Origin of the sequence: Pseudomonas sp. LS.1a (assembly GCF_022533585.1) — a bacterium.
Taxonomy (GTDB): domain Bacteria; phylum Pseudomonadota; class Gammaproteobacteria; order Pseudomonadales; family Pseudomonadaceae; genus Aquipseudomonas.
In genome coordinates this window covers 3,374,601-3,400,190 of record NZ_CP092827.1, presented here as the reverse complement: position 1 = coordinate 3,400,190, position 25,590 = coordinate 3,374,601, and the positions used below count along the sequence as shown (strand labels likewise).

Below are 25,590 nucleotides of genomic sequence, written 5' to 3'. Positions count from 1 at the left end.
TGCGTGCTCCATTTCAGCTGAGGGTGGGCAGACGGTTAAAAGACCCGGACGTACCTGAGGTTCAGGCGGAAGTTTTCTTTCGGGCCGTTTTCTACCGCGAGGTCACGCCCCAGTTGCATCTGCAACTGGTCCTGAGCGGTAAAGAACTTGGTGGCGGTAACGCGGAAGTTGGTGGTTTTGCTACGGTCGTCCTGGGAGGTGCCGTCCACTTGAGTTTCTCCACCCCAGGTGTGGCCTAAACCAACGGCTAGGGACGTGCCCGAGTCGATGATGTAGCGCCCCATTAGCTGCGCGGCGTATGACACATCCTGCTCACGGCGTACCGAGTTGACGGTGAAGTCGTCGTTGTCGCCGTACCAGATTGCATCACCGACTACATCGATCGCCCATTTATCGTCGAAGTGCTTGATGTAAGCGGCCTGCAGGTCGACCTTCCAGCGGTTTTCGCCCAGATTGAGCGCGTCTTTGCGGTCGTAGTTACCCGTTGGCGCGATGAGGTAAGCCGTAGCGCTGATCGTGTCGTTCGCCTCATTGAGGCGGTACTTGAGCGGCGCGGTCAGGATGAGGTCACCGATGCCGCTGGTGCTGCCCAGAACCGAGGCGTCACCGCCGCTGGAAACATGGCCGAACGGCAGCAGAAACTGCGGCTCGATGGTGAGACGGTCGGTCAATTCATAGACGTGCAGCAAACGCAAGATGCCGACGTTAGAGGTCAGGTTGAAGTCCGAGCTGGCCTTGTGGCCTTGGGCGTAGGCGCTGTCGGTGGTGGAATGCTGGTAATAGACCACACCGATGGTTTTACCCGCCGGCAGCACTTCATAATCCCCTGGCGAAACTTCAACTGCTTGCGCAGACAGGCACGGCGCGGCCGCTGCAAGCATCAGGTAACGGAGCTGTTTCATGGACTAAGTCCTTATCTTGGGTCAAAACGCGGGCAAAAAGAGCCCGCTGTCGTAATAACGACAGGTGCAGGGCTAAACGTGGAGTTCGTTGTTAGTTAGCGCTTACTTGCGCGTCACGCAACATGCCGGTGTGCGGGTGGCAGTTGATGTATTCGAACACCTGGGTGCTCGCATCCGACACCGACACCTCGTGGTAGAGCCGCAACTTCTCAAGCCCCGCAGCCACTCGAAAGAAGGTGACGAAGATGCGTAAATGGGTCGGATGGGATTCGGCCCAGCGCTCGAGTTTTTCCAGCGAACGCCAGTGGCCGATGTTGTAACTCATGTCCAGGAAGTTACCGTCCGCATCGATATTGCGTACAAAGCGATTGCTGTAACAGCCCAACGGTTGGCCGTTGTCGCGCAAGAAGTCCATGCCGTCCTGCAAAGTCGGCAAGATCTCATCCAGGTACAACGAGCGCTCCGCCGCCTCCGCCGCTGCCCAGTCCTGCCCCGAGCGAATCAAGGCGATGTTGTCATGGCCGATCACTACTACTCGACCACCCTTGGCTGGGTCGCCAGACACTACTCTCAGCTCGCCATTGGGGTTCATCCAGTCGGTTTGCGACATCGGGAAACGGTCGCGCATCGAGCCCCAGTAACCGTGCTCCTCGATTTCGCCACTGGTGTTGTCCATGACCGCGCCAACGCCGGGCAAGTCGTTTTGAAACGCATACAACGTCTCGAACTGCTCCGCCCGCGGAGCGGAGATCTCGCGGTAATAACCCAGGCCATCATTCAAGCGCTGCGGTGAATTCCACCAGCCATCCACCTCGGCCGAGCGCAACCAGCGGCAATAGGCGCCAGCGTCCTTCCAATAGCCGACGATCATCAGGTTATCGTAGCCACTGCTGTCGGTGTGGTGAGTCAGGTCGTAGGTCAGCGGGCCGTTGGCCAGACTGAAGCTGGCAGCGATGTCGCGCATCGCCTGTAAGGCCAGTTCGCGCTGGCTATCACCTTTGTATTGCACGCCCAGGTAAGCCATCACCACCTGAGTCAAATGCTCATCAGCGCGGCCAACCCACATAGGGAAGGGCGGCTGGTAATCGTCAGGCACTCGGCGCGATAACGTCCGCGGGCACTTGAGGTGTTTGTCGATTGCAGATTCCATCACAGGCTCCTTGTTATTTTTGGTTCAGGCACACGCTCAGTATCAAGGGCAGCACTCGCCAGCCGGGCTCGCATGGCGCAGGCCCCCCACTCAAGCAGCCACGACAGGAATTCTTCGGGCGCCAGGTCACGCATATGCAGCCACCTGAACTCATCGGCCACTTGCTGTTGTTGTGTGAATTGCATGGGTCACCTCGCCGGCATGGGTCGCTGAATTGCCGCAAGGGTCAAGTTAGGCAGGACCGACTAGCCCCGCTTTGTTCGCAAGGACAACTGTTTGGTTGGAAAAGACAGGGCCAAAACACTCACCCGAGTACGAACCGCAATGGTGCGGCGCACCACGGAAATCAGGTCTTTTGCCCTGAAATGGGGAGGGGTAGTTGATGCTGTTAACAGGTACGCGCTGACACAATCACGCAGTGGATTCCTTTGCGCCAACCCAGACCAATGGCGTGTTTTTTGCCTATATCACCCGCGGTAACAGTGCCCCGTTTTCTCCCTTTGTTGAATCAAGGTGAGTGCCATCATGGCTGAGACCAACCAATATTCCACTCTTGTCGTTCCGCCCGCTCGCCGCTTTGATTACTGGCGGGAAGTGGTCTGCCATCATTGCCTATCGGCAGACAGCAAACCCTCGTCGCAGGGCGATTTCGAAGGTGCGCTGCAGGTCAACGGAATTGGCCCCCTTGACATCACCACCCTGTCCTCGCCGCTGCATCACTGGGTGCGCTCCGAGCACCATTTGCGCCGCGACCCCGCCGAAGATATCTGGCTTGGATTCACCCTCGACGGCCATGGAGAAATCGAACAACACACCCGCAAAGCCAGCCTCACGGCGGGTAATTTGTTTCTTTACGACGCAACCAAACCGTTCCGCTTCAGCCTCGGTGGTACCGAAAACCACCTGATCCGCATCCCTCGCCCGCTGCTTGCTCAGCGCCTGCCCCGCATCGGCGACTTCACCGCGCTGGTGCTGGATGAAGCACGCCCCGGTGTGATCCCGCTGCGGCAGATGATTGGCCAGGCGGCCAGTTCAGTCGCGCTCTTGCAGGACGAAGGGATTTCCCGACGCTACTCCAACACCATCATTGATTTGCTGGTGCTCAGCCTGGAGCTGCAGGACCTTAATACCACTCATAAAGAGCTGGATTTGTATGAGCGGATCATGAACTACATTCAGCGGCATTTAACCGAGCCGGAGCTGTCGATCGAAACGATTGCGCTGGCGCACCATGTGTCAACGCGCACGGTGACCCGGGCGTTTGCGCGGCATCAGAAGTCGCCGGTTGCGGAGATTTGGAAGGAGCGGCTGAATGCTAGCCGCGTGGCGATTGAGTGTGGGCATGTTAGGAGTGTTTCGCAGGCGGCGTTGGAGTTCGGGTTTTCGGATTTTTCGCATTTTAGTCACGCGTTTAGGAAGGCGTTTGGGGTGGCGCCGCGTACTTTGTTGCGAGGAAGTGGAGGGTGACCATGGCCACCATCTGTTTTATAGGCTTTGCAAGAAACCTCAAATGAACATCGAGTCGCCTACTGCAGCGACCTCGATGTCGGACAGCGCGTCCAAGTCGAAATAGCCAACCGCACGCTTCCGAATGAGCCCGGACGAACTGCCCGGTGCAAAAAAGACGCTACAGCGTAGGAATTGTGAAACGAGGCTGTTTTACTCGCCAATACCGCACCGATCAGCCCACGGAGCGGGGCTGGTCGATGTGTGCATTACTTTTGTAGGCACAGCTCGGAAGCCGATCGCGGGCGACGTGTGCTTGTCTGATCGCGACACCGGTTGTTGCCTTGCTGCGCCGCGTCACTCGTCGCCGTAGTTCATGATCGACAACAGGCGGATGGGTACCTGCACCAGTTGCTCGGGGCCGTGCGGGGTCTCGCCGTCGAAGGTCAGGCTGTCGCCGGCCTGCATGTGATAAAGCTGGTTGCCGTGGCGGTACACCAGTTCGCCCTCCAGCAAGTGGAGGAACTCGGTGCCGGGGTGGGCGAAGGTCGGGAACTCTTCACTGGCGTCGTCCATGGTCACCATGTAGGCCTCGAAGTTTTTCTTCGGCCCCCTGGCGTGATTGAGCAGATGGTAGGTGTGGCCTTTCTCGGTACCGCGGCGCACTACCTCCAGCCCTTCACCGGCTTTCACCAGCAAGGCATTGCCGTCGGGCTGGTCATATTGGCTGAACAGCTTGGCCATCGGCATGCCCAGCACGTCGCACAGGCGGCTGAGAGTGTCGAGGCTGGTGGACACCTGGGCGTTCTCGATCTTGCTCAGCATGCCTTGGCTGATGCCGGCGATGCGTGCGACATCGGCGAGCTTGAGGGACTGGGCCTGGCGTTGACGCTTGATCTGCAGACCCAGGTACTGCTCCAGGCGAAGGCGCGGTTCGGTTTCGGTTGGCATCGAATGTCCTGCACGGTTTCAGTTCAAGAATAAATTTTTCGCACTGAGAAAGTGCGAAAGGCAACTGCATTGGCAGCTTCTTTCCTCGGGTGAAAACAAGTTTCCCATAAATGGAGCATGAAAATCTGCCTGGGTTTTGTGCTGCCTGTATCGGCCTCTTCGCGGGCAAGCCCGCTTCCACAGGGCTTTGCGGCGAACCCTGTGGGAGCGGGCATGCCCGCGAAGAGGCCCGCTCAGACACCGCAAGGTTGCACCCTGAACAAAGTTGGCAAGCGCATTGCATTCCTGTGAGGAAAGTAAGTTTCTCATGCGGAATCATTGCCCCTTGCCCAGGAGTGTTCAACCCATGTTGCCAGCAGAAACCCAGCGCACCCTCGATCAGCACGGCATCAAGTACGTGCTGGCACAGTTCGTCGATATCCATGGCTCGGCGAAGACCAAATCGGTGCCGGTATCGGGCCTGAAGATGGTGGCCGAGGAGGGCGCCGGCTTTGCCGGGTTCGCCATCTGCGGCATGGGCATGGAACCGCACGGCCCGGACTTCATGGCCCGCGGCGACCTTTCCACCTTGATTCCGGTCCCGTGGCAGCCGGGCTACGGCCGTGTGGTGTGTGTAGGCCACGTAAACGGCCAGCCCTGGCCCTACGACAGCCGCTACGTGTTGCAGCAGCAGGTGCAGCGCCTGGCCGACAAGGGCTGGACCCTGAACACCGGGCTGGAGCCCGAGTTCAGCCTGTTCCGCCGCGACGAGGATGGCAAGCTGCAACTGGTGGACGCCTCCGACAACCTCGACAAGCCGTGCTACGACTACAAGGGCCTGTCGCGCTCGCGGCTGTTCCTCGAGCGCCTGACCGAGGCGCTGCAGCCGGTGGGCTTCGACATCTACCAGATCGACCATGAGGACGCCAACGGCCAGTTCGAGATCAACTACACCTACAGCGACGCCATGGAGTCGGCCGACCGCTTCACCTTCTTCCGCATGGCCGCCGGCGAGATTGCCAACGACCTGGGCATGATCTGCTCGTTCATGCCCAAGCCCGACCCCAAGCGCGCCGGCAATGGCATGCACTTCCACCTGTCGCTGGCCAGCAGCACCAACAAGAACCTGTTCCATGACCCGTCCGACAGCAGCGGCATGGGCCTGTCGAAGCTGGCCTACCACTTTGCCGCAGGCCTGCTGGCCCATGGCCCGGCGTTGTGCGCCTTCGCCGCGCCCACGGTCAACTCGTACAAGCGCCTGGTGGTCGGCCGTTCGCTGTCCGGCGCGACCTGGGCCCCGGCGTTTGTCGCCTACGGCGCCAACAATCGCTCGGCGATGGTGCGCATCCCCTATGGCCGCCTGGAATTCCGCCTGCCGGATGCCGGCTGCAACCCGTACCTGGTCACCGCCGCGATCATCGCTGCCGGCCTCGATGGCATTGACCGACAGCTGGAGCCGGGCGAGATGTGCAACGAAAACCTTTACAACCTCAGCCTGGAAGAGATCGCCGCACGCGGCATCAAGACCTTGCCACAGTCGCTAAAGGAAGCGGCCGACGCCCTGGAGGCCGACCCGCTGTTCCGCGAGGTGCTGGGCGCCGAAATCGTCGACGAGTTCATCAAGCTAAAGCGCATGGAGTGGGTGGAGTACTGCCGCCACGTCTCCGACTGGGAAATCCAGCGTTACACCGAATTCTTCTGACCGCCCCCCAATCCCTTGGGCGGCCAGCACGAAAGCGGTCGCCCACTGCCTAGTAAGGAGCATCACCATGTGTGGAATCGTAGGTCTGTACCTGAAAAATCCCGAGCTGGAAGCCCAGCTCGGCAAACTCTTCGACCCCATGCTCAAGGCCATGACCGATCGTGGTCCGGACAGCGCCGGTTTTGCCATCTACGGCGATGAAGTGGCTGACGGCTGGGTCAAGCTGACCCTGCAGGCCACCGACATCAACTATCCCTGGACCACCTTGATGGGCCGGCTGGAGGGCCGCCTGGGCTGTTCGCTGGACTGGTTCCAGAACGCCAGCGCCGCCGTGCTCAAGGTGCACTCCGATGAGGCCGCTGTCCGCGCCGCATTGGCCGAGCAGGCGCCCGATGTACGCATCATGAGCGCCGGGCAGAGTATCGAAATTCTCAAGGGCATGGGCCTGCCGGCAGACATTTCCAGCCGCTTCGGCCTGGGCAGCATGAAGGGCAGTCACATCATCGGCCATACCCGCATGGCCACCGAAAGCGCCGTGACCATGGAAGGGAGCCACCCGTTCTCCACCGGTGCCGACCTGTGCCTGGTGCACAACGGCTCACTGTCCAACCACTTCCGCCTGCGCCAGCAACTCAAGCGCGAAGGCATCAGCTTCGAAACCGACAACGACACCGAAGTGGCTGCCGGCTACCTGACCTGGCGCCTGCAGCAGGGCGACAGCCTGGCCCAGGCCCTGGACGGCGCCCTGGAGGACCTCGATGGCTTCTTCACCTTCGCCATCGGCACCCGCAACGGCTTTGCCGTGATCCGCGACCCGATCGCCTGCAAGCCCGCCGTGCTGGCCGAGACCGACGACTACGTGGCCATGGCCTCGGAGTACCAGGCGCTGGCCAGCCTGCCGGGCATCGAAAATGCCAAGGTCTGGGAACCGGCCCCGGCCACCCTGTACGTCTGGGAACGCAAAAGCGCCTGACCTGCCACCGAACCACTGGAGAACCCCATGAAGACGATCGACCTTTCCAGCACCTCGGTGCGTGTCCTCAACCAGTCCTTGCACGGTGAGGTGCAGGACCACGAATGGCGGGTGACCCACCCCGACGGCAAGCACAACCTGGCCGTGGGCATCAACGCCGCCGTGGCCGTGGATATCGAAGGCCACGCCGGCTATTACTGCGCCGGCATGAACCAGCAGGCCAGCGTCACCGTGCATGGCAACGTCGGTGTCGGCGTGGCCGAGAACATGATGTCCGGCTCGGTGCGGGTCAAGGGCAGCGCCTCCCAGGCCGCCGGCGCCACCGCCCATGGCGGGCTGCTGGTGATCGAGGGCGACGCCGGCGCGCGTTGCGGTATTTCCATGAAGGGCGTGGATATCGTCGTCGGCGGCAGCATCGGCCACATGAGCTGCTTCATGGGCCAGGCCGGGCGTTTGGTGGTGTGTGGCGATGCCGGCGATGCGCTGGGCGATTCGCTGTACGAGGTGCGCATCTACGTCAAGGGTTCGGTGCAGTCGCTGGGTTCGGACTGCATCGAGAAAGAGATGCGCGCCGAGCACCTGCAAGAGCTGCAGGAACTGCTGAACAAGGCCGGCCTGGACCACAAGGCCGCCGATTTCAAACGCTACGGCTCGGCTCGCCAGCTGTACAACTTCAAAGTCGACAACGCCAGCGCGTACTGATCCAGGAACATTCCCATGAGCGAGCAATTCCCCCCGGTACTGCGTGAGTCGGCCACCTTCGATCGCCTGACCATCCAGGAAATCCAGCGTGCCGCTGAAACCGGCATCTACGACATTCGCGGTGGTGGCACCAAGCGCCGCGTGCCGCACTTCGACGACCTGCTGCTGCTCGGTGCCAGCGTGTCGCGCTACCCGCTGGAAGGCTACCGCGAGAAATGCGGCACCGATGTGCTGCTGGGCACCCGCTTCGCCAAGAAGCCGATCCACCTGAAAATCCCGGTGACCATCGCCGGCATGAGCTTCGGCGCGTTGTCGGCCAATGCCAAGGAAGCCCTGGGCCGTGGTGCGACCATCGCCGGCACCAGCACCACCACTGGCGACGGTGGCATGACCCCGGAAGAGCGCGGCCAGTCACAGCACCTGGTGTACCAGTACCTGCCGTCGCGCTACGGCATGAACCCCGACGACCTGCGCAAGGCCGATGCCATCGAGATCGTCCTCGGCCAAGGTGCCAAACCGGGCGGTGGCGGCATGTTGCTGGGCATGAAGGTGACCGAGCGCGTGGCTGGCATGCGTACTTTGCCGATTGGCGTCGACCAGCGCAGCGCCTGCCGCCACCCGGACTGGACCGGCCCGGACGACCTGGCGATCAAGATTGCCGAAATCCGCGAGATTACCGACTGGGAAAAGCCCATCTACGTGAAGATCGGCGCCAGTCGCCCGTATTACGACGTCAAGCTGGCGGTGAAGGCCGGTGCCGATGTGATCGTGCTCGATGGCATGCAGGGTGGTACCGCCGCGACTCAGGAAGTGTTTATCGAGCACGTCGGCATCCCGATCCTGTCGGCCATCCCGCAGGCAGTGCAGGCGCTGCAGGAAATGGGCATGCACCGCAAGGTGCAGTTGATCGTCTCCGGCGGCATTCGCAATGGTGCCGATGTGGCCAAGGCCATGGCCCTGGGGGCTGATGCGGTGGCCATTGGCACTGCGGCGTTGATCGCGCTGGGTGACAACCACCCGCGGCTGGATGCCGAACTGAAGAAGATCGGCTCGGCGGCAGGCTTCTATGACGACTGGCAGAACGGCCGCGACCCGGCCGGCATCACCACCCAGGATCCGGAACTGGCCAAGCGCCTGAACCCGGAGGAGGCGGGGCGCCGATTGGCCAACTACCTGCGGGTGCTGGTGCTGGAGGCGCAGACCATGGCACGGGCGTGTGGCAAGTCGCACTTGCACAACCTGGACCCGGAAGACCTGGTGGCGTTGACCGTGGAGGCGGCGGCGATGGCGCGGGTGCCATTGGCGGGGACCGCATGGGTGCCGGGGCAGGCGCAATATTGAGTTGACCGTCGGGGGCCGCTTTGCGGCCCTTCGCGACACAAGGCCGCTCCCACATATGGCCAGCGCAACCCATTGTGGGAGCGGCCTTGTGTCGCGATGGGCCGCAAAGCGGCCCCAGGGCACCCCCACCATTCACACAGGAGTGACTCCATGAAGCAACTCACCCTCGCTGTAATGTTGTTAGCCCTGACTTCCCGGGCCCACGCCGCCGAGCCCACCCTGGACACCGGCAACACCGCCTGGATGATCTGCGCCGCGATGTTCGTGCTGATGATGTGCATCCCGGGCCTGGCGCTGTTCTACGGCGGCATGGTGCGGGCCAAGAACTTCCTTTCGGTGTTCACCCAGCTGTTCGCCGTGGCCGGGGTGATCGGCATCCTCTGGGTGCTGTTCGGCTACAGCCTGGTGGTCGACACCACCGGCATGGTCGACGGCCAGCTGACCTTCAACAGTTTCATCGGCGGGCTGGGCAAGGCGCTGATGCTGGACATCGGTCATGACAGCCTGGTCGGTAGCATCCCGGAAGGGGTGTTCGCGGTGTTCCAGCTGACCTTCGCCATCATCACCCCGGCGCTGATTGCCGGTGGTTTCGCCGAACGGATGAAGTTCAGTGCTTCGTTGCTGTTCATGGCCGCCTGGTTCGTGCTGGTGTACGCGCCGATCGCACATATGGTCTGGGGCGGGCCGGGGGCGTTGATGGTCAACTGGGGCGTGCTGGACTTTGCCGGTGGTACCGCCGTGCATATCAACTCCGGCGTGGCAGCCCTGGCTGCGGCGTTGATGCTGGGCAAGCGCAAGGGCTACCCGCAGGTGGCCATGCCACCGCACAACCTCGGCTTCACCCTGGTGGGCGCCGGGTTGCTGTGGGTGGGCTGGTTCGGCTTCAACGTCGGCTCGGGGCTGGCGGCCAACCAGGCGGCGGGGGTGGTGATGCTGGCGACCATGGTGGCGGCTTGTGCGGGGATTGTCGGCTGGTTGCTGACCGAGAAGGTGATGCATGGTCGGCCGACGGCCCTGGGTGCGGCTTCAGGGGCTTTGGCAGGTTTGGTCGGGATTACCCCGGCCTGTGCATTTGTCGGGCCGCTGGGCGCGCTGGTGATCGGGCTGTTGACCGGGGCCATCTGCTTCTTTGCCGTGACCCGGTTGAAGCAGGCACTGGGCTATGACGACAGCCTGGACGTGTTCGGCCTGCATGGCGTGGGCGGAATGGTCGGCGCGATACTGACCGGGGTATTTGCCGCGCCTGCGTTGGGCGGCTATGTGGAGGGCGCGTCGCCGATCGGGCAGGCACTGGTGCAGTTGAAGGGAGTGGCGTTCACCTTCGTGTATTGCTTCGTGGTGAGCTGGGCGATTCTCGGGGCGATCAAGCTGACCGTGGGGCTGCGGGCCAGCCGGGAAGAGGAAGAGCAGGGGCTGGACCTGGCGGAGCACAATGAGCGGGCTTATAACCTCTGATTGATGTGTTGCCTGTACCGGCCTCTTCGCGGGCTTGCCCGCTCCCACAGGGACACCACAGCTTTCGAGGCCGGTGACATTCCTGTGGGAGCGGGCAAGCCCGCGAAGAGGCCGGTACAGGTTGAATCAGTGCCCCATGGCCACCTTGGCACTCATCTGCCGGCGACGGTAGGCACTGTCACGGCTGGCCAGCCACCAGTACAGCGGCGAAGTGATCGCCAGCCCCACCAGCCACGACAGGTCAGCGCCGTTGATATGCTCGGAAATCGGCCCGACATACAGCGGCGTGTTCATGAACGGGATCTGCACCACGATGCCCACTGCATAGGCGATCAGCGCCTGCGGGTTGTAACGCCCGTAGATGCCGCCATCGACCTGGAAGATCGACTGGATGTCGTAGTCACCCTTGTGAATGGCATAGAAGTCGATCAGGTTGATCGCCGTCCACGGCACCAGCACCACCAGCAGCACCAGCACCATGTCGACGAAGTGGCCGATGAAGTCCGCCGAGGCGAACACCGCCACCACGCAGCAGGCCGACAGCACGATCAGCGACAGCACGGCACGGCTCTTGGCGGTAGGGATCCAGCGGTAGGCGAAGGTTTGCACCAGGGTGATGATCGACAGCACCGCACCATACAGGTTGAGGGCGTTGTGACTGATTACGCTGAGCAGGAACAGCACCAGCATGATCGGGCCGAGGGAACCGGTGGCCAGCTTGACGGCGTCCATGGTGTCCATGCCGGCCGGGATCGCCAGCACCGCCACGGCGCCGAAGATGAACGACAGGCTCGAACCCAGGGCCGAGCCCAGGTAGGTAGTCCAGAACGTCGAGCTGACCTTCACGTCCGCCGGCAGGTAACGCGAGTAGTCCGACACATACGGCGCAAAGGCGATCTGCCACAGCGCCGCCAGCGACACGGTGGCCAGCCAGCCGGCCAGGTTGAACCCGCCGCGGGTGAGGAAGTCGTCGCTCTGCACGTGGCTGAAGATGTAGCCGAAGCCGACCACGATACCGATACCCAGCACCCAGGTGCCGATGCGGTTGAGCACGTGGATGAAGCGGTAGCCGATGATGCCGATGATGCCTGAGCCCAGCGCACCGATGACGATGCCCACCGGTACCGGTACGGCATCGACCACACCGTGCAGCGACTTGCCGGCGAGGACGATGTTGGAGGCGAAGAAGCCGATGTACATGACCCCGGCAATCACTACCACCAGCAGCGCACCAAGCGAGCCGAACTGGGCGCGGCTCTGGATCATCTGCGGGATGCCCATCTGCGGGCCTTGGGCCGAGTGCAGCGCCATCAGTACGCCACCGACCAGGTGGCCGACGAGGATGGCGACGATGCCCCATACCAGGTTCAGGTGGAACAGCTGCACACCCAGTGCGCCGGTGACGATGGGCAGCGGCGCGATGTTGCCGCCGAACCACAGTGTGAACAGATCCCTTACCTTTCCATGGCGGTCTTGCGGGGGCACGTAGCCGATCGTGTGTTTTTCTATGAGGGGTGCCGAATTGGCTGCACTGGTCATGACTGACTCCAAGGCAAGGTAGGGCATCGGGAACTGCCCGGGGGCGTGCCGGCGAAGGGCGACGCGTTCTTGTTGGAGCGATGATGCGGGGCGCGGGGATAACGAGAAATTAGTAAATATGTGCCCATAAACCTTAAAAAACCTAAGGCTGACAAAAGGTTAAGCGGGGGACGGTTGCAAGGAGGGTGCCACGGGGCGGGAGAGCTTGGGTTAGAGGGGTTTGGGCCTTGTGGAGGCGAGAAGCGGTGTGCTTTGGTGGGGCGCCGTGCGCGTTTTCAGGGCAGGTAAAAAGGTCGCCTGTACCGGCCCTTTCGCGGGTGAACCCGCTCCCACAGGTACTGGCATGACTTGATGTCAATGCGGTCGAGGTGGGAGCGGGTTTACCCGCGAAAGGGCCGGCACTGTAGGAAACACCTACATCGGCAATAACCGATCCTGAATCACCTCTTTCATCACCAGGGTCGAACTCAACCGCTTCACATTGGGAATGCTGGTCAACTGCTCGTCATACAGCTTCTGGAACGCCGGCAAATCCTTGGCCACCACATGCAGCAGGTAATCCGGGTCGCCAAACAGCCGCTGCGCCTCGACGATCTGCGGGATCTCGGCCAGCGCTGCTTCAAAGTCCGCTACCGGCTGGCGGGTGACCTCGCGCAGGGTCACGAAGACCAGCGCGGCAAAGTTCAACCCCAGGGCGCTCGGTGCCAAGCGGGCGTGATAGCCAAGAATCGCGCCGGATTCCTCTAGTGCCTTCAGGCGCCGATGGCAGGGCGACAGGCTGAGCCCCACACGGTCAGCGAGTTCGGTCACCGATAGCCGACCATCTTTTTGCAGCTCGGCAAGGATTTTTCGATCTGTCCTGTCCATTGAAAAGGATCTTCCAGTCATTGAGGGCTGGTGGGGAATATACGAAAGAAAATCCCTCGGCGGAATCCGTAATCTTTCGTCATCGCAAAGCAGTGGAAAAAGGAAGATTCAAGTGGCTCTCAGTGTTCTGACGGCGTTTTGGGCCGTGTCGATGCTGTTCGTGATTACCCCCGGAGCGGACTGGGCCTATGCCATTTCGGCCGGTATGCGCGGGCGCTGGGTAATGCCCGCGGTGGCGGGGATGTTGTCAGGGCATTTCCTCGCGACCCTGGTGGTGGCAGCCGGGGTCGGCAGCCTGCTGGCCGGCCACCCGCTGGCGCTGACCTTGCTGACCCTGGCGGGGTGCAGCTACCTGTTGTGGCTGGGTGGCAACCTGTTGCTGCGCCCGGCATTGCCGGCTGCCGGGCAGGATGGGGCGGGGGAGTCGGGTTCGCGCTGGGCATTCAAGGGTTTTTGCGTCAGCGGCCTGAACCCGAAAGTGTTCCTGCTGTTCCTGGCGCTGTTGCCGCAGTTCACCGACCCGCACTCCAGCTGGCCGGTGCCGTTGCAGATCTTGCTGCTGGGCCTGGTACACCTGTGCAGCTCGCTGGTGATCTACTCGCTGGTCGGCTATGGCGCCAAAGCCGTGCTGAGCACCCGGCCGGGGGCGGCGAAGCTGGTTGGCCGGGTGTCGGGGGTAGCGATGATCACGGTGGCCCTCGGCTTGATAGCCGGCCAAATGGGTTGAATGCATTGGCCTCATCGCCGGCAAGCCAGTACAGACGACAGACCAAGCCTCGGATAAACTCGCACCACTTCAACGCACATCCAGGACGTGCTCCATGCCCGAAACCACGCAACTGCTCACCTTCGCCCTTATCTGCCTCGGCATGGTCCTGACCCCAGGGCCGAACATGATCTACCTGCTCTCCCGTTCGATCTGCCAGGGACGCAAGGCCGGGTTGATTTCGCTGGGTGGCGTGGCCCTGGGTTTCGTCATCTACATGTTCTGCGCCGCGCTGGGCATCACCGCCCTGGTGATGGCTGTGCCCTTTGCCTACGACGTGCTGCGCATCGGTGGCGCGCTGTACCTGTTGTACCTGGCCTGGCAGGCACTGCGACCGGGTGGCCGTTCGCCGTTCCAGGTACGCGACCTGCCGGCCGACAGCCCGCGGCGGCTGTTCACCATGGGCTTTGCCACCAGCCTGCTCAACCCCAAGATCGCCGTCATGTACCTGTCGCTGATGCCGCAGTTCATCGAGCCGGGGCATGGCAGCGTGCTGCTGCAGTCGCTGGTGCTGGGGTCGACGCAGATCGCCATCAGCGTTTCGGTCAATGCACTGATCGCGATCATGGCCGGATCGATCGCCGTGTTCCTGGCTGGTCGCCCTTTGTGGCAGCAAGTTCAGCGCTGGTTGATGGGCACGGTGTTGGCAGGTCTGGCCGTGCGCATGCTGGCCGAAGGGCGGCGCTGACCATCTAGGTCGCAGGCGGCGGTTCCTGGGGCAGGTACAAGGTAAAGGTGGTGCCCTGGCCGACGACACTGCTCACCTGCACATCGCCCCCGGACTGCTTGGCAAACCCGAACACTTGCGACAGCCCGAGCCCGGTGCCTTCACCTGGTGCCTTGGTGGTGAAGAACGGGTCGAAGATGCGCTCGAGCAGTTCGTCGGCAATGCCGACACCGCTGTCGCTCACTGAAATCGCCGCGAACGGGCCCGGCTGTGGTGCCTGGCCGCGCAGGGCAGGCAGCCGCTGGTCGACCTGCAGGCGCAACTGCAAGGTGCCTTCGCCGGCCATTGCATCGCGGCCGTTGAGCATCAGGTTGATTACGGCGGTTTCCAGCTGGTTGAGGTCGGCGCGGATATGGCAAGGCGCCTGTGGCAATTGCAGCTCGACCTGGATCCGCGCACCGGTGGCGGTGTCGAGCATGTCGGCCATGGCCTCCAGCCGTGGCCCTGCCTCGAACACTTGCGGGCTCAGGGCCTGGCGGCGGGCGAAGGCCAGCAACTGGCCGGTCAGCTTGGTACCGCGCTCGACGGTGTCGGACATGGTCTTGAGGTAGCGTTCGCGGCGCTGTGCGTCGAGGTTGGGGCGCTGCAGAAAGTGCAGCGACGAGCGAATGATGGTCAGCAGGTTGTTGAAGTCATGGGCCACGCCGCCGGTCAGCTGGCCGATGGCTTCAAGCTTCTGGGTCTGGCGCAGCACGGCTTCGGTATGCAGCAACTGGGTGGTGCGCTCGTCGACGCGCTGTTCCAGGGTGGCATTCAGCGCCTCCAGTGCCGCCATGGCCGCGCGCACTTCGGCGTGGGCCTGCACCCGCTGGATATGCGCCCAGGAGCGCTCGGTGACTTCGCTGATCAGCGCCTGTTCATAATGGGTCCACTGCCGTGGCACCTTGTCGTGGATGGCCATCAGCGCGGTCAGTCGGCCGCCCTTGATCAGGGGCATGCAAATGGTCGCGGTGATGCCGATGGCCTGGAAGCTGGCGGCTTCCTCAGGGGGCAGCTCGCTCAGGTTGTCATGGATGACCAAGGCCAGGCCACTGCGCAGGCGGCTGAGCGCCAGCTTGCCGAAATCGTGCAGCTGGTATTGGCCTAAAAGATGCGGCGAGCCGGGCGCCACGGCGTCGCCGCAGATGGTGAAGCCGTCTTCGTCGGGCTCCATCACCGCGTAGGCGCAACTCGACAGTTGCAGGTGCTCGACCAGCATGCGCGTGGTAATGGCGAGGATCTGGTCCGGTTCGGTGGCGTCGGCCACGGCACGGCCCAGGTCGTCGAGGAAGTTCAGGCGCTGGTTGGCGAGCACGCTGGCGGTGGTTTCGGTGACCGTGTCGAGCATGCCCAGCACCTTGCCGTCATGGTCGCGGATGGGGCTGTAGCAGAAGGTGAAATAGGCCCGTTCGGGGCCGCCGTTGCGGTCGATGATGAGCGGGAAGTCTTCGATGTACACCGCCTCGCCGGCCAGGGCGCGGTTGGCCATGTGGCCGATGTCGGCCCAGGCTTCCTGCCACACGGCGCGGAAGGGGATGCCCAGGGCCGAGGGCTTTTGCCCGAGAATCTGCGAGAACGCGTCGTTGTGCAGGGTGAGCAGGTCGGGGCCCCAAAGCACGGCTTGTGGGAAGCGCGAGGCCAGGCACAGGGCCAGGCTGGTCTTCAGCGGGTCGGGCCAGTGCTGCAGCGGGCCTAGCGGGGTGGCGGCCCAATCGTGATTGCGGATGCGTTCGGCCATCAGCCCGCCGCCGTCTAGCCATTTTGCCATGTGCTCTGCTGGTCCTTTTGCATAAGGCCTTTAGGGTGCATCCAGAATAGACGTTTGGCGAGCGTTTTGGGTGGCTGTACCGGCCTCTTCGCGGGCTCACCCGCTCCCACAGGGATAGCACATTGCTCAAGCTTTGCGCCGTACCTGTGGGAGCGGGCAGGCCCGCGAAGAGGCCGGCACAGGCTAGCGAATGAAGTGCACCTTGCCGGTGTCGTCATTGCCCATGTAGATGCCATACACCCCGGCCTGCCGCTCGAGGATGTAGCGCTCGAGAATTTGCCGGATGGCCGGGTAATAGATTTCGTCCCACGGGATCTCGTCCGGCTCGAAGAACCTGTATGTCAGCGTTTCCGCCCCGTACTGCCCGGTTTCCTCGGTGGCGATGGCGCGGAAGATGATGTACACCTCGCTGATCTTCGGCACGCTGAAGATCGAGTACGGCGAGACGATTTCGGCGCGTACGCCGCTTTCTTCCCAGACCTCGCGCAGGGCCGCCTGCTCGGTGGTCTCGCCGGCCTCCATGAACCCGGCCGGCAAGGTCCAGGTGCCGGGGCGCGGCGGGATGGCGCGCTGGCAAAGCAGGTACTTGCCATCACGCTCGATGATGCAGCCGGCGATGATCTTCGGGTTGACGTAGTGGATATAGCCGCAGCCGTTGCAGTGCAGGCGTTCGTGGGTGTCGCCTGTGGGAACGCCCCGGGCCAGTTCCTTGGTGCAGTGCGGGCAGTAGCGCGGGGCGGTGGGCATGATCAGTGGCCTATGGGTGGCTTATATGCGTGGATCCTTCAGGGCCAGGGGCTCGACCATGTCGCGCACCTTGACGTTGTCATCCTGCTTCTGGCGCAGGTAGTCCAGGGCCACCTTGGCGGCGGCACGGACGTGGTCGACCGAGGCCTGGTGGGCCACCAGCGGGTCGCCGCTCTTGATCGCCTCGACGATCTTTTCCATTTCGCGGTTGCTGGCGCCGCGGCGGTTCTCCTGCGACACCGAGGTGGCGCGCAGGTAGCTGATGCGCGCCTGCAACTGGCGCAGCTGCTGGGCCGCCACCTGGTTGCCGGAGCCTTCCAGCAGCACATCGTAGAAACCTTGTACAGAATCCAGCACCTGTTGCAGCTCGCCTTCTTCGAGGGCTTCGCGGTTAACCTCCAGCGCACGCTCCAGGGCACGGATGTCCTTGGCCTTGGCGTTGAGGGTGAACAGTTGCACGATCAGGCCTTCGAGCACGCAGCGCAGCTCGTAGATGTCGCGGGCGTCTTCCAGGGTGATGATGGCCACGCGCGGGCCCTTGGCGTCGGCGAATTCCACCAGACCTTCGGATTCCAGATGGCGCAGGGCTTCACGCACCGAGGTGCGGCTGACGCCGAGGCGGTCGCAGAGGTCGCGCTCGACCAGGCGATCGCCTGGCAGCAGGTGGAAGTTCATGATCGCGGCGCGCAGCTTGTCGAGCACGATTTCGCGCAGGGTAACGGGGTTGCGGTTGACCTTGAAGCTGTCGTCGAGTGGCTGGCGTTTCATCAAGTGCGCTCTTAAAGAGGCTGCCCGGCCGCAACCGCAAGAGCACCACGAACCTGGGGTGCTCCTTGCGTGGGTTCGAACAGCCCGGTGTTAACGGGTTGGCTCCGCATCGGCTTCAGCGAACGCTTCGCGGGCCAGGCGGAAGCTGTCCACCGCCGCGGGCACGCCGCAATAAATGCCGACCTGGAGCAGGATCTCGCGAATCTGTTCACGGCTCAGGCCATTACGCAAGGCGCCGCGAATGTGCAGCTTGAGCTCGTGGGGCCGGTTGAGCGCGGAAATCATGGCCAAGTTTATCATGCTGCGCTCTTTGAGCGACAAGCCTTCGCGGCCCCAGACGTGGCCCCAGCAGTATTCGGTGACCAGTTCCTGCAACGGCCTGGTGAAGTCGTCGGCGTTCTGGATCGAGCGGTTGACGTAGTCCTCGCCCAGCACCTGGGTACGGATCTGCAGGCCTTTTTCGTACTTTTCATTGCTCATGTGCAGTACTCCGGAATGAAACAGGGTCATCGGTGTCGGGTTCTTCGCGGGCTTGCCCGCTCCCACAGGTACTACACAGTTCTTGAGGCCTGTGCAGTATCTGTGGGAGCGGGCGAGCCCGCGAAGAAGCCAATGAGGTCTATCAGCCCAGCGGGGGCAGGGCGCCCAGCTTGCCCTTGTGGTAGACCATCGGGGTCACCGGCTCGGCCGGCAGCACCAGGTTCTTCACCGCACCGACGATGATCGCGTGGTCACCGCCGTCGTACTCGCGCCACAGTTCGCACTCGATGATCGCCGTGGCCTTGGCCAGCAGCGGGTTGCCCAGCTCGCTCAGGTGCCAGTCGATGCCGTTGGCCTTGTCCTTGCCCTTGCCGGCGAAGGCATAGGCCTCGGCGGTCTGGTCGGCGGACAGCAGGTGAATCGCGAACTGCTTGCTGTCACGCAGGATCGGGTAGGTGTCGGAGGCGTAGTTGGGGCAGAACAGCACCAGCGCCGGGTCGATCGACAGCGCGCTGAACGCGCTGGCGGTGATGCCGACGATGCCACCGTCGGCGTCGAGGGTGGTGACCACCGTGACGCCGGACGGGAAGGAGCCCATCACGTCTTTGTAGATGCCTGGTTCGATCATGGGCGCAATCTCCTAGCGCATGACAAAGGGATCGGGCATAGGCGCGGTGGACAGGTTGATCCACACCGTCTTCAGCTCGGTATAGGCCAGCACCGAATCGATGCCGCTTTCACGGCCGTAGCCGCTGTTCTTGAAGCCACCGATCGGCGCCATGGCCGACACGGCGCGGTAGGTGTTGACCCAGATGATCCCCGAACGCACGTCGCGGGCCAGGCGGTGGGCGCGGCCCAGGTCGCGGGTCCAGATGCCGGCGGCCAGGCCGAACTGCGAGTCGTTGGCGATGGCCAGGGCCTCTTCCTCGGTCTTGAAGCGGATTACTGCGGCAACCGGGCCGAACACCTCTTCCTGCATGATGGTCATCGAGTTGCTGTCGCACTCGAACAGGGTCGGCTCGTAGAACCAACCGTCACCCTCGACCTCGGCACGCTTGCCGCCCATGTGCAGCTTGGCGCCTTCGGCCTTGGCCGCAGCCACCAGGCCTTCGACCACGGCCAGCTGTTGCGCGGTGGCCATAGGGCCCATTTCGCTGGCGTCGTCCTGCGGGTTGCCGATGCGGATGCGCTTGGCGCGGGCGATCAGGCGCTCGACGAACACGTCGAAGATCTCGTCCTGCACCAACAGGCGCGAGCCGGCCACGCAGCTTTGCCCGGAGGCGGCATAGATGCCGGCCACGGCGCCGTTGATGGCGCTGTCCAGGTCGGCGTCGGCGAAAATGATGTTCGGCGACTTGCCACCCAGCTCCAGTGACAGCTTGGCGAAGTTCTCGGCGCTGCTGCGTACCACGTGGCGGGCGGTGGCGGCGCCGCCGGTGAAGGCGATCTTGCGCACCAGCGGGTGACGGGTGAGCGCCGCGCCGGTGCTGGGGCCGTAGCCGGTGACCACGTTGACCACACCGGCCGGGAAGCCGGCCTCGAGGGCCAGGCGGGCCAGTTCGAGGATGGTCGCCGAGGCGTGCTCGGACGGCTTGAGCACGATGGTGTTGCCGGCGGCCAGGGCCGGGGCCAGCTTGATTGCGGTGAGGTACAACGGGCTGTTCCACGGGATGATCCCGGCCACCACGCCGATCGGCTCGTGCACGGTGTAGGCGAACAGGTCGGGCTTGTCCAGCGGCAGGGTGCCGCCTTCAAGCTTGTCGGCAAGGCCCGCCGTGTAATGGAAGAACTCCGGCAGGTAGCCGACCTGGCCGCGGGTTTCACGGATCAGCTTGCCGTTGTCACGGCTTTCCAGCTGGGCCAGGTGTTCCTTGTTTTCGGCAATCAGGTCACCCAGGCGACGCAGCAGTTTGCCGCGCGCGGTGGCGGTGATGCTGCGCCATTCCTTGCTGTCGAAGGCACGCTGGGCGGCCTGCACGGCCAGTTCCACATCGGCTTCGTCGGCGTCGGGCAGTTGCGCCCAGGCCTGGGCGGTGGCCGGGTTGAGGCTGTCGAAGGTCTTGCCGCTCTGGGCATCGCGCCATTGGCCGTCGATGCACATCTGGAAACGAACGAGGGTCATGCAACAATCCCCTTGGCGGATTCGGTGAGGGTGCGGGCTTGCGCGAGGAAGTCCAGCAGCATCTTGTTGACTTCACGCGGTGCTTCCACCGGCATCATATGCCGTTGCTCGGCAAGGACCACGCTGTGCGCGCCAGGAATGCTGGCGGCGAGCTGGCGGGTCATGGCCGGGGTGGAGCCCGAGTCGAGCTCGCCGGTGGCGATCAGCGTCGGCACCTGGATGCTGCCCAGGTCGGCGGCGCGGTACATGTCCTGGGTGGCGAACAGCGAATAGGTGGTGTGGTAGCCCTGCGGGTCGTTGCTCGCCAGCACCTGGCGAATGGCGGCGACCTGCGCCGGGTTGGCAGCCTTGTATTCACGGCTGAACCAGCGGTCGAGCGCGGCGTCGACGTTGGCGTCGGGGCCCAACTGCGCAGCCTGGGCGGCGCGGGCGATAACGCCGGCACTCTGCTCGGGGGTGCGGTTGAACACGCTGTTGAGCACTACCAGTGCAGCCAGGCGCTGCGGGTAGTTGAGGGCGAACGCCCGGGCGACCAGGCCGCCCATGGAGAAGCCGATCACGGTGGCTTGGGCGATCTGCAGGTGGTCGAGCAGTTCGGCGAGCTGTGCGGCATAGCCTTCCAGGCCGATGTCGGCGGGCGGCAGCGCGCTCTGGCCGTGGCCAAGCATGTCGTAGGCGATGACGCGGTAGTCGTTGGCCAGGCCAACGAACTGACCGCCCCACATTTCCTTGTTCAGGCCCACGCCGTGTATCAGTACCACGGGTTGGCCCTGGCCGACGGACAGGTAGCTGGTGCCGGCGGGGGTGCGTTCAGCGACAGGCTGAATCATGGAGGGCGCTCCTTGAAGGTCGGGCGCGGCGGGTAAGCACGCCACGCCCCGGCCCGTCTTGGTTGTTGTTATTGAGCGTTGGCTTTTTCGGCAGCCAGTTCTTCCAGGTCGATGTAGCGGTTGCCGATGCGCGGGTGCAGGCGGCCGCCGTCGGAGGCGCCCAGGACCACGACGATTTCATCGGCGCGCGGGGCGTCTTCGATCTGCATTTCCAGGGTGATGTAGTGCGAACGCAGGCCTTCGTCGTCCTTCTGCATCATCGGGATCTGGATCGAGGTGCCCGGGCCACCGCGCTTGTTGGTGAAGCTCAGGTAGCTCTTGGCCTGTACCGCTTCGCGGTAGTGGTTGCCGAAGCGCAGGGTGTGGATCACCGCCGAGGCGTGTTCGATTTCGCCGTCGGCGCCGACGACTGCGGCCTTGCCGTAGGCTTCGATCTTGTCGGCGCCGCCGATGGCAGCCGTCAGGCGCTCGACCATCAGGGCACCCAGGTCCGAGCAGTTGGCGCGGATTTCCGGCTTCAGATCTTCAACGAAACCGCGACCGGCCCATGGGTTCTTGATCACCACGGCCAGGCCGACCATGGTCACCGGCTTGTCGGTGGCCTTGCCGCCTTCGATGCGGGTCTCTTCGGAGTAGGTGACGATCTTGCGGATTTCGAAACTCATGGGTGGCTCCTGGTGAGGGTTATCAGCTCTTGTTGTCTGATGGTATACCATAATATTTGTTGTGCAAGAGGTGGCTGGAAATTTCTCTTGCGAGGGGACGAAAGGTGGGGCGCGCGTTGGGTATGCCGCGGGTTTTGTGGTGTGTGAAAGATCGAGCGCCTCCCGCGCGGCGCTCGATCTCAACGACACCAAAAATCCGAAGGCGTACATCCCAAAAAAAGCCCGCTCACGCAGGCCTCAGAGGCCCACGGGAGCGGGCACGTCCCGCAATCTTTAAGGCAATGGGAATTCAGGCGAACGCCGGCACCACTTCCTTGATGAACAGCTCCAGCGATTTCTTCTTCTCGGCGTGGGGCAGGCTGTTGTCACACCAGAAGCTGAACTCGTCGACGCCGAGCGCCTGGTAGTACTTGATACGCGCGATGATTTCTTCCGGGGTGCCGATCATGGTGTTCTTGCGGATGTTCTCCAGCTCGAACGCCGGCACTTCGGCGAACTTCGACTCCGGGCTTGGCTCGAGGAAGCCGTTGACCGGGGTGGTCTTGTTGCCGAACCAGGCATCGAAGGTGCGGTAGAAGCGCGAGATGGCCTGGGCGCCGACTTTCCAGCCTTCCGGCTCGGCCGGGGTGTGCACGTGGGTGTGGCGCAGCACCATCAGTTGCGGGCGCGGCACGCCCGGGTTGTTGTCCAGGGCGGCCTGGAACTTGTTCTTCAGGTCCAGCACTTCCTCGTCACCCTTCATCAACGGGGTGACCATGACGTTGCAGCCGTTGGCCACGGCGAAGTTGTGCGAGTCCGGGTCGCGGGCGGCGATCCACATCGGCGGTACGGCGTTGTAAGGTTTCGGCACGCTGGTGGAGGTGGGGAACTTGTACACTTCGCCGTCATGGGCGTAGTCGCCTTCCCACAGCTTGCGCACCACCGGCACCATTTCGCGCAGGGCCTTGCCGCCGTCGGTGGCCGGCATGCCACCTGCCATGCGGTCGAATTCGAACTGGTAAGCGCCACGGGCCAGGCCCACTTCCATGCGGCCCTTGCTGATCACGTCGAGCAAGGCGCATTCGCCGGCCACGCGGATCGGGTTCCAGAACGGCGCGATGATGGTGCCAGCGCCCAGGCGGATCTTGTCGGTGCGCGCAGCCAGGTAGGCCAGCAGCGGCATCGGGCTTGGCGAAATGGTGTATTCCATGGCGTGGTGTTCGCCAATCCACACGGTGCTGAAACCGCCGTTCTCGGCCATCAGGGTCAGTTCGGTCAGGTCTTCGAACAGCTGGCGGTGGCTGACCTGTTCATCCCAACGTTCCATGTGCACGAACAACGAAAATTTCATGGGGCTTTCCTCAACGCTTGAAAGGGGCTGGCGCCTGGCAGGGTTGGCACCAGCGGTCTCGATTCAGAACAGGCTTCAGGCAAAGGCCGGCAGGCTGGCCATCCTGCCGCGGCAGTACACCATCGGCCGTGGCGCCTCCTCAGGGACGATCAGGTTGTGCACCTTGCCGACCATGATGGCGTGGTCGCCACCTTCATATTCGCGCCACAATTCGCATTCGATGACAGCGGTGGCACCGGCCAGGATCGGGTTGCCCAGTTCGCTCAGGGACCACTCGATGCCGCTGGCCTTGTCCTTGCCCTTCCTGGCGAAGGCATAGGCCTCGGCCTGCTGTTCACCGGACAGCAGGTGAATGGCGAAGCGCTTCTGCTTGATCAGCACGGGGTAGGAGTCGGAGGTGTAGTTGGGGCAGAACAACACCAGCGGCGGGTCCATCGATAGGGAGGAGAAGGCGCTGGCGGTCAGGCCGACGACCGAGCCGTCGTCGTCCAGGGTGGTGATGACGGTAACGCCGGACGGGAAGGAGCCCAGGACGTGCTTGTAGACGGTTGCGTCGATCATCTGGTGTACCTCTGAAGGGCTGCGGTGGTCCGCGGTTTTTATCGTTGATGTGTCTGATGGTATACCGTAATACCTATTTTGCAAGCGGAATTTTCACGCCCAGGGGTTTCACGATGAACGGCTCAAAGCCACGTATACCGTGGGCTTGAGCGGCGAGGCGGTTTGCTGCAGGGATTGCGCAAGCGGATCAGTTGGCGTTTTTTCCAGCGGATCAGTGTTGTCAAAAGTTTGGAATACCATAATATGGTCTGCAGCTGAGAGGCCGCCTAGATGCGGTTTCCTTACAAAGATAAAAACGACCTTTCGAGCTGAATCCTATGTCCCAACCGTCGTCGCAACACCAGTTTGTCGAGAATCACACGGTCGATTACGTTCCACCTGCCGAGCGCCACGGGAAGGCGCGCGACCTGTTCACCCTCTGGTTCAGTACCAACATCGCGCCACTGCCCATCGTCACCGGCGCCATGGTGGTCCAGGTGTTCCACCTGAACCTGCTGTGGGGCCTGGTCGCTATCGTGCTGGGCCATCTGGTCGGGGGCGTGGTCATCGCCCTTGCCTCTGCGCAGGGACCGCAGCTGGGGATTCCGCAGATGGTGCAAAGCCGTGGCCAGTTCGGCCGCTACGGCGCCTTGCTGATCGTGTTCTTCACCGCGCTGATCTATGTCGGCTTCTTCATTTCCAACATCGTCCTGGCAGGCAAGACCATCCATGGCATCACCCCGAGCGTGCCGATGCCGGGCGCGATCGTGATCGGTGCCCTGAGTGCCACCGCCATTGGCGTGATCGGCTACCGCTTCATCCACATCCTCAATCGCATCGGTACCTGGGTGATGGGGTCGGCGCTGCTGGCCGGCTTCATCATGATGTTCGCCCAGGAGCTGCCAGCCGACTTCTTCAGCCGTGGCGCGTTCAACCTGTCGGGCTTCATCGCCACCGTGTCGCTGGGTACCATCTGGCAGATCAGCTTCTCGCCGTACACCTCCGACTACTCGCGCTACCTGCCGCGTGAAGTGGGCATTGCCAAGCCGTTCTGGGCCACCTACTTCGGCGCGACCGTGGGCACCATCCTGTGCTTCAGCTTTGGTGCGGTGGCGGTGCTGTGCGTACCGGAAGGCACCGATGCGATGGATGCGGTCAAGCAGGCCACCGGCTGGCTGGGCCCGATCCTGATGGTGCTGTTCCTGCTCAACATCATCAGCCACAACGCCCTCAACCTGTATGGCGCGGTGCTGTCGATCGTCACCGCGATCCAGACCTTCGTCGCCGGGTGGACGCCGAGCATCAAGGTGCGGGTGGTGCTGGCTTCGGTGATTCTGGTGGGCTGCGGCATGGTGGCGCTGAATGCCTCGGCGGACTTCATCGGCCAGTTCATCGGCCTGATCCTGGCGCTGCTGCTGGTGCTGGTGCCGTGGGCGTCGATCAATCTGATCGATTTCTACCTGATCAAGAAAGGCCAGTACGACATCGCCTCGATCTTCAGTGCTGACGGCGGCATCTATGGCCGCTTCAACCACCACGCGATCATTGCCTATGCCTGCGGCATCCTGGTGCAGTTGCCGTTTGCCAATACGGCGCTGTATGTGGGGCCGTATGCCAATATCGTCGAAGGGGCCGACCTGTCGTGGCTGTTCGGCTTGCTGGTGACGGTGCCGCTGTATTACTGCCTGGCGACCCGGGGCACGGCTGCCGGGAAGGCGGGGCGGGTTGTGAGTGTCAGTGACTGATAGAAAACTGCTGCACTCATTGGGGCTGCTTTGCGGCCCTTCGCGGGCGCGCCCGCTCCCACAGGTAGCGCCTTGCCCTTGCAGGCGTCACGCATGCTGTGGGGGCGGGCGTGCCC

Annotated in this window: 24 protein-coding genes; 9 read left to right on the top strand and 15 right to left on the bottom strand. The window is 63.0% G+C overall.

Annotated features, from left to right (window positions below):
- Nucleotides 1–35: 35 nt before the first annotated feature.
- Together MKK04_RS15600 and oxdA are read right to left on the bottom strand one after the other, a co-directional pair.
- The gene (locus MKK04_RS15600; RefSeq protein WP_207837944.1) at nt 36–902 is read right to left on the bottom strand and encodes a transporter; all 867 of its coding nucleotides are present in this window, start codon (nt 900–902) and stop codon (nt 36–38) included.
- A 91-nt stretch (nt 903–993) separates the two neighbouring features.
- A complete protein-coding gene (gene oxdA, locus MKK04_RS15595) occupies nt 994–2,052 on the bottom strand; it encodes an aliphatic aldoxime dehydratase (RefSeq protein WP_207837946.1) in 1,059 nt (352 codons plus the stop codon).
- A gap of 525 nt (nt 2,053–2,577) precedes the next feature.
- Between oxdA and MKK04_RS15590 the strand changes: the two genes are divergently transcribed.
- Nucleotides 2,578–3,519 (top strand): helix-turn-helix domain-containing protein, encoded by a 942-nt coding sequence (locus MKK04_RS15590; RefSeq protein WP_207837948.1) that lies wholly within the window; start codon nt 2,578–2,580, stop codon nt 3,517–3,519.
- Between the two features lie 336 nt (nt 3,520–3,855).
- On the opposite strand, the gene MKK04_RS15585 is transcribed toward MKK04_RS15590, so the two are convergent.
- Nucleotides 3,856–4,449, bottom strand: a complete 594-nt coding sequence (locus MKK04_RS15585) for a helix-turn-helix domain-containing protein (RefSeq protein ID WP_025338781.1) — start codon at nt 4,447–4,449, stop codon at nt 3,856–3,858.
- Between the two features lie 346 nt (nt 4,450–4,795).
- Between MKK04_RS15585 and glnT the strand changes: the two genes are divergently transcribed.
- The 5 genes from glnT to MKK04_RS15560 all read left to right on the top strand — a co-directional run bounded on the left by glnT (nt 4,796) and on the right by MKK04_RS15560 (nt 10,601).
- Complete coding sequence (gene glnT, locus MKK04_RS15580) at nt 4,796–6,130, top strand: type III glutamate--ammonia ligase (protein ID WP_015270738.1); 1,335 nt, start codon at nt 4,796–4,798, stop codon at nt 6,128–6,130.
- Between the two features lie 67 nt (nt 6,131–6,197).
- Nucleotides 6,198–7,103: a class II glutamine amidotransferase gene (locus tag MKK04_RS15575; RefSeq protein WP_241105648.1), complete on the top strand. Its 906-nt coding sequence runs from the start codon at nt 6,198–6,200 to the stop codon at nt 7,101–7,103.
- A 27-nt stretch (nt 7,104–7,130) separates the two neighbouring features.
- On the top strand, nt 7,131–7,805 hold the full coding sequence (locus MKK04_RS15570) for a protein glxC (RefSeq protein WP_102689157.1): 675 nt from the start codon (nt 7,131–7,133) through the stop codon (nt 7,803–7,805).
- A gap of 15 nt (nt 7,806–7,820) precedes the next feature.
- Nucleotides 7,821–9,146, top strand: coding sequence for an FMN-binding glutamate synthase family protein (locus tag MKK04_RS15565; RefSeq protein ID WP_207837953.1), 1,326 nt, complete (start codon nt 7,821–7,823; stop codon nt 9,144–9,146).
- A 150-nt stretch (nt 9,147–9,296) separates the two neighbouring features.
- Nucleotides 9,297–10,601, top strand: a complete 1,305-nt coding sequence (locus MKK04_RS15560) for an ammonium transporter (protein WP_241105647.1) — start codon at nt 9,297–9,299, stop codon at nt 10,599–10,601.
- Nucleotides 10,602–10,727: 126 nt separating this feature from the next.
- Here MKK04_RS15560 and MKK04_RS15555 read toward each other — a convergent pair whose 3' ends face one another.
- Both MKK04_RS15555 and MKK04_RS15550 read right to left on the bottom strand, forming a co-directional pair.
- A complete protein-coding gene (locus MKK04_RS15555) occupies nt 10,728–12,140 on the bottom strand; it encodes a purine-cytosine permease family protein (RefSeq protein WP_241105646.1) in 1,413 nt (470 codons plus the stop codon).
- Nucleotides 12,141–12,554: 414 nt separating this feature from the next.
- Nucleotides 12,555–13,007, bottom strand: a complete 453-nt coding sequence (locus MKK04_RS15550; RefSeq protein WP_015270735.1) for an Lrp/AsnC family transcriptional regulator — start codon at nt 13,005–13,007, stop codon at nt 12,555–12,557.
- A gap of 112 nt (nt 13,008–13,119) precedes the next feature.
- Here MKK04_RS15550 and MKK04_RS15545 point away from each other — a divergent pair, with 112 nt between their 5' ends.
- A complete protein-coding gene (locus tag MKK04_RS15545; RefSeq protein WP_241105645.1) occupies nt 13,120–13,734 on the top strand; it encodes a LysE family translocator in 615 nt (204 codons plus the stop codon).
- A 94-nt stretch (nt 13,735–13,828) separates the two neighbouring features.
- Entirely contained in the window at nt 13,829–14,461 is a 633-nt protein-coding gene (locus MKK04_RS15540; RefSeq protein WP_207838123.1) for a LysE family translocator, read from the top strand.
- Between the two features lie 4 nt (nt 14,462–14,465).
- On the opposite strand, the gene MKK04_RS15535 is transcribed toward MKK04_RS15540, so the two are convergent.
- From MKK04_RS15535 to MKK04_RS15490, 10 genes are all read right to left on the bottom strand, one after another.
- On the bottom strand, nt 14,466–16,247 hold the full coding sequence (locus tag MKK04_RS15535; protein ID WP_207838125.1) for an ATP-binding protein: 1,782 nt from the start codon (nt 16,245–16,247) through the stop codon (nt 14,466–14,468).
- Between the two features lie 183 nt (nt 16,248–16,430).
- On the bottom strand, nt 16,431–16,994 hold the full coding sequence (locus MKK04_RS15530) for an NUDIX hydrolase (protein WP_207838127.1): 564 nt from the start codon (nt 16,992–16,994) through the stop codon (nt 16,431–16,433).
- 21 nt (nt 16,995–17,015) lie between these two features.
- On the bottom strand, nt 17,016–17,762 hold the full coding sequence (locus MKK04_RS15525; RefSeq protein ID WP_063913667.1) for a GntR family transcriptional regulator: 747 nt from the start codon (nt 17,760–17,762) through the stop codon (nt 17,016–17,018).
- Between the two features lie 90 nt (nt 17,763–17,852).
- Complete coding sequence (locus MKK04_RS15520) at nt 17,853–18,242, bottom strand: carboxymuconolactone decarboxylase family protein (protein WP_207838129.1); 390 nt, start codon at nt 18,240–18,242, stop codon at nt 17,853–17,855.
- 142 nt (nt 18,243–18,384) lie between these two features.
- Nucleotides 18,385–18,870 carry a flavin reductase family protein gene (locus MKK04_RS15515; RefSeq protein WP_112252637.1) on the bottom strand — a complete coding sequence of 162 codons (486 nt, stop codon included), beginning with the start codon at nt 18,868–18,870 and terminating at the stop codon, nt 18,385–18,387.
- Nucleotides 18,871–18,882: 12 nt separating this feature from the next.
- Complete coding sequence (locus MKK04_RS15510) at nt 18,883–20,364, bottom strand: aldehyde dehydrogenase (RefSeq protein WP_207838132.1); 1,482 nt, start codon at nt 20,362–20,364, stop codon at nt 18,883–18,885.
- Nucleotides 20,361–21,194: an alpha/beta fold hydrolase gene (locus tag MKK04_RS15505; RefSeq protein WP_207838135.1), complete on the bottom strand. Its 834-nt coding sequence runs from the start codon at nt 21,192–21,194 to the stop codon at nt 20,361–20,363. Before MKK04_RS15505 ends, MKK04_RS15510 begins: the two co-directional genes overlap by 4 nt.
- Nucleotides 21,195–21,262: 68 nt before the next feature.
- Nucleotides 21,263–21,859, bottom strand: coding sequence for an amino acid synthesis family protein (locus tag MKK04_RS15500; RefSeq protein WP_003258678.1), 597 nt, complete (start codon nt 21,857–21,859; stop codon nt 21,263–21,265).
- 289 nt (nt 21,860–22,148) lie between these two features.
- Nucleotides 22,149–23,189 carry an LLM class flavin-dependent oxidoreductase gene (locus MKK04_RS15495; protein WP_241105644.1) on the bottom strand — a complete coding sequence of 347 codons (1,041 nt, stop codon included), beginning with the start codon at nt 23,187–23,189 and terminating at the stop codon, nt 22,149–22,151.
- Nucleotides 23,190–23,264: 75 nt separating this feature from the next.
- Nucleotides 23,265–23,750: a flavin reductase family protein gene (locus tag MKK04_RS15490; protein ID WP_207838140.1), complete on the bottom strand. Its 486-nt coding sequence runs from the start codon at nt 23,748–23,750 to the stop codon at nt 23,265–23,267.
- Between the two features lie 317 nt (nt 23,751–24,067).
- On the opposite strand from MKK04_RS15490, the gene MKK04_RS15485 reads away from it, so the two are divergent.
- Complete coding sequence (locus MKK04_RS15485) at nt 24,068–25,474, top strand: purine-cytosine permease family protein (RefSeq protein WP_207838142.1); 1,407 nt, start codon at nt 24,068–24,070, stop codon at nt 25,472–25,474.
- Nucleotides 25,475–25,590 lie beyond the last annotated feature (116 nt).

What these genes read in the sequence shown, in the direction of transcription:
- MKK04_RS15600 (WP_207837944.1), bottom strand. Translation starts at nt 902, where the DNA reads ATGAAACAGCTCCGTTACCTGATGCTTGCAGCGGCCGCGCCGTGCCTG.
- oxdA (WP_207837946.1), bottom strand. Translation starts at nt 2,052, where the DNA reads ATGGAATCTGCAATCGACAAACACCTCAAGTGCCCGCGGACGTTATCG.
- MKK04_RS15590 (WP_207837948.1), top strand. Translation starts at nt 2,578, where the DNA reads ATGGCTGAGACCAACCAATATTCCACTCTTGTCGTTCCGCCCGCTCGC.
- MKK04_RS15585 (WP_025338781.1), bottom strand. Translation starts at nt 4,449, where the DNA reads ATGCCAACCGAAACCGAACCGCGCCTTCGCCTGGAGCAGTACCTGGGT.
- glnT (WP_015270738.1), top strand. Translation starts at nt 4,796, where the DNA reads ATGTTGCCAGCAGAAACCCAGCGCACCCTCGATCAGCACGGCATCAAG.
- MKK04_RS15575 (WP_241105648.1), top strand. Translation starts at nt 6,198, where the DNA reads ATGTGTGGAATCGTAGGTCTGTACCTGAAAAATCCCGAGCTGGAAGCC.
- MKK04_RS15570 (WP_102689157.1), top strand. Translation starts at nt 7,131, where the DNA reads ATGAAGACGATCGACCTTTCCAGCACCTCGGTGCGTGTCCTCAACCAG.
- MKK04_RS15565 (WP_207837953.1), top strand. Translation starts at nt 7,821, where the DNA reads ATGAGCGAGCAATTCCCCCCGGTACTGCGTGAGTCGGCCACCTTCGAT.
- MKK04_RS15560 (WP_241105647.1), top strand. Translation starts at nt 9,297, where the DNA reads ATGAAGCAACTCACCCTCGCTGTAATGTTGTTAGCCCTGACTTCCCGG.
- MKK04_RS15555 (WP_241105646.1), bottom strand. Translation starts at nt 12,140, where the DNA reads ATGACCAGTGCAGCCAATTCGGCACCCCTCATAGAAAAACACACGATC.
- MKK04_RS15550 (WP_015270735.1), bottom strand. Translation starts at nt 13,007, where the DNA reads ATGGACAGGACAGATCGAAAAATCCTTGCCGAGCTGCAAAAAGATGGT.
- MKK04_RS15540 (WP_207838123.1), top strand. Translation starts at nt 13,829, where the DNA reads ATGCCCGAAACCACGCAACTGCTCACCTTCGCCCTTATCTGCCTCGGC.
- MKK04_RS15535 (WP_207838125.1), bottom strand. Translation starts at nt 16,247, where the DNA reads ATGGCAAAATGGCTAGACGGCGGCGGGCTGATGGCCGAACGCATCCGC.
- MKK04_RS15530 (WP_207838127.1), bottom strand. Translation starts at nt 16,994, where the DNA reads ATGCCCACCGCCCCGCGCTACTGCCCGCACTGCACCAAGGAACTGGCC.
- MKK04_RS15525 (WP_063913667.1), bottom strand. Translation starts at nt 17,762, where the DNA reads ATGAAACGCCAGCCACTCGACGACAGCTTCAAGGTCAACCGCAACCCC.
- MKK04_RS15520 (WP_207838129.1), bottom strand. Translation starts at nt 18,242, where the DNA reads ATGAGCAATGAAAAGTACGAAAAAGGCCTGCAGATCCGTACCCAGGTG.
- MKK04_RS15515 (WP_112252637.1), bottom strand. Translation starts at nt 18,870, where the DNA reads ATGATCGAACCAGGCATCTACAAAGACGTGATGGGCTCCTTCCCGTCC.
- MKK04_RS15510 (WP_207838132.1), bottom strand. Translation starts at nt 20,364, where the DNA reads ATGACCCTCGTTCGTTTCCAGATGTGCATCGACGGCCAATGGCGCGAT.
- MKK04_RS15505 (WP_207838135.1), bottom strand. Translation starts at nt 21,194, where the DNA reads ATGATTCAGCCTGTCGCTGAACGCACCCCCGCCGGCACCAGCTACCTG.
- MKK04_RS15500 (WP_003258678.1), bottom strand. Translation starts at nt 21,859, where the DNA reads ATGAGTTTCGAAATCCGCAAGATCGTCACCTACTCCGAAGAGACCCGC.
- MKK04_RS15495 (WP_241105644.1), bottom strand. Translation starts at nt 23,189, where the DNA reads ATGAAATTTTCGTTGTTCGTGCACATGGAACGTTGGGATGAACAGGTC.
- MKK04_RS15490 (WP_207838140.1), bottom strand. Translation starts at nt 23,750, where the DNA reads ATGATCGACGCAACCGTCTACAAGCACGTCCTGGGCTCCTTCCCGTCC.
- MKK04_RS15485 (WP_207838142.1), top strand. Translation starts at nt 24,068, where the DNA reads ATGTCCCAACCGTCGTCGCAACACCAGTTTGTCGAGAATCACACGGTC.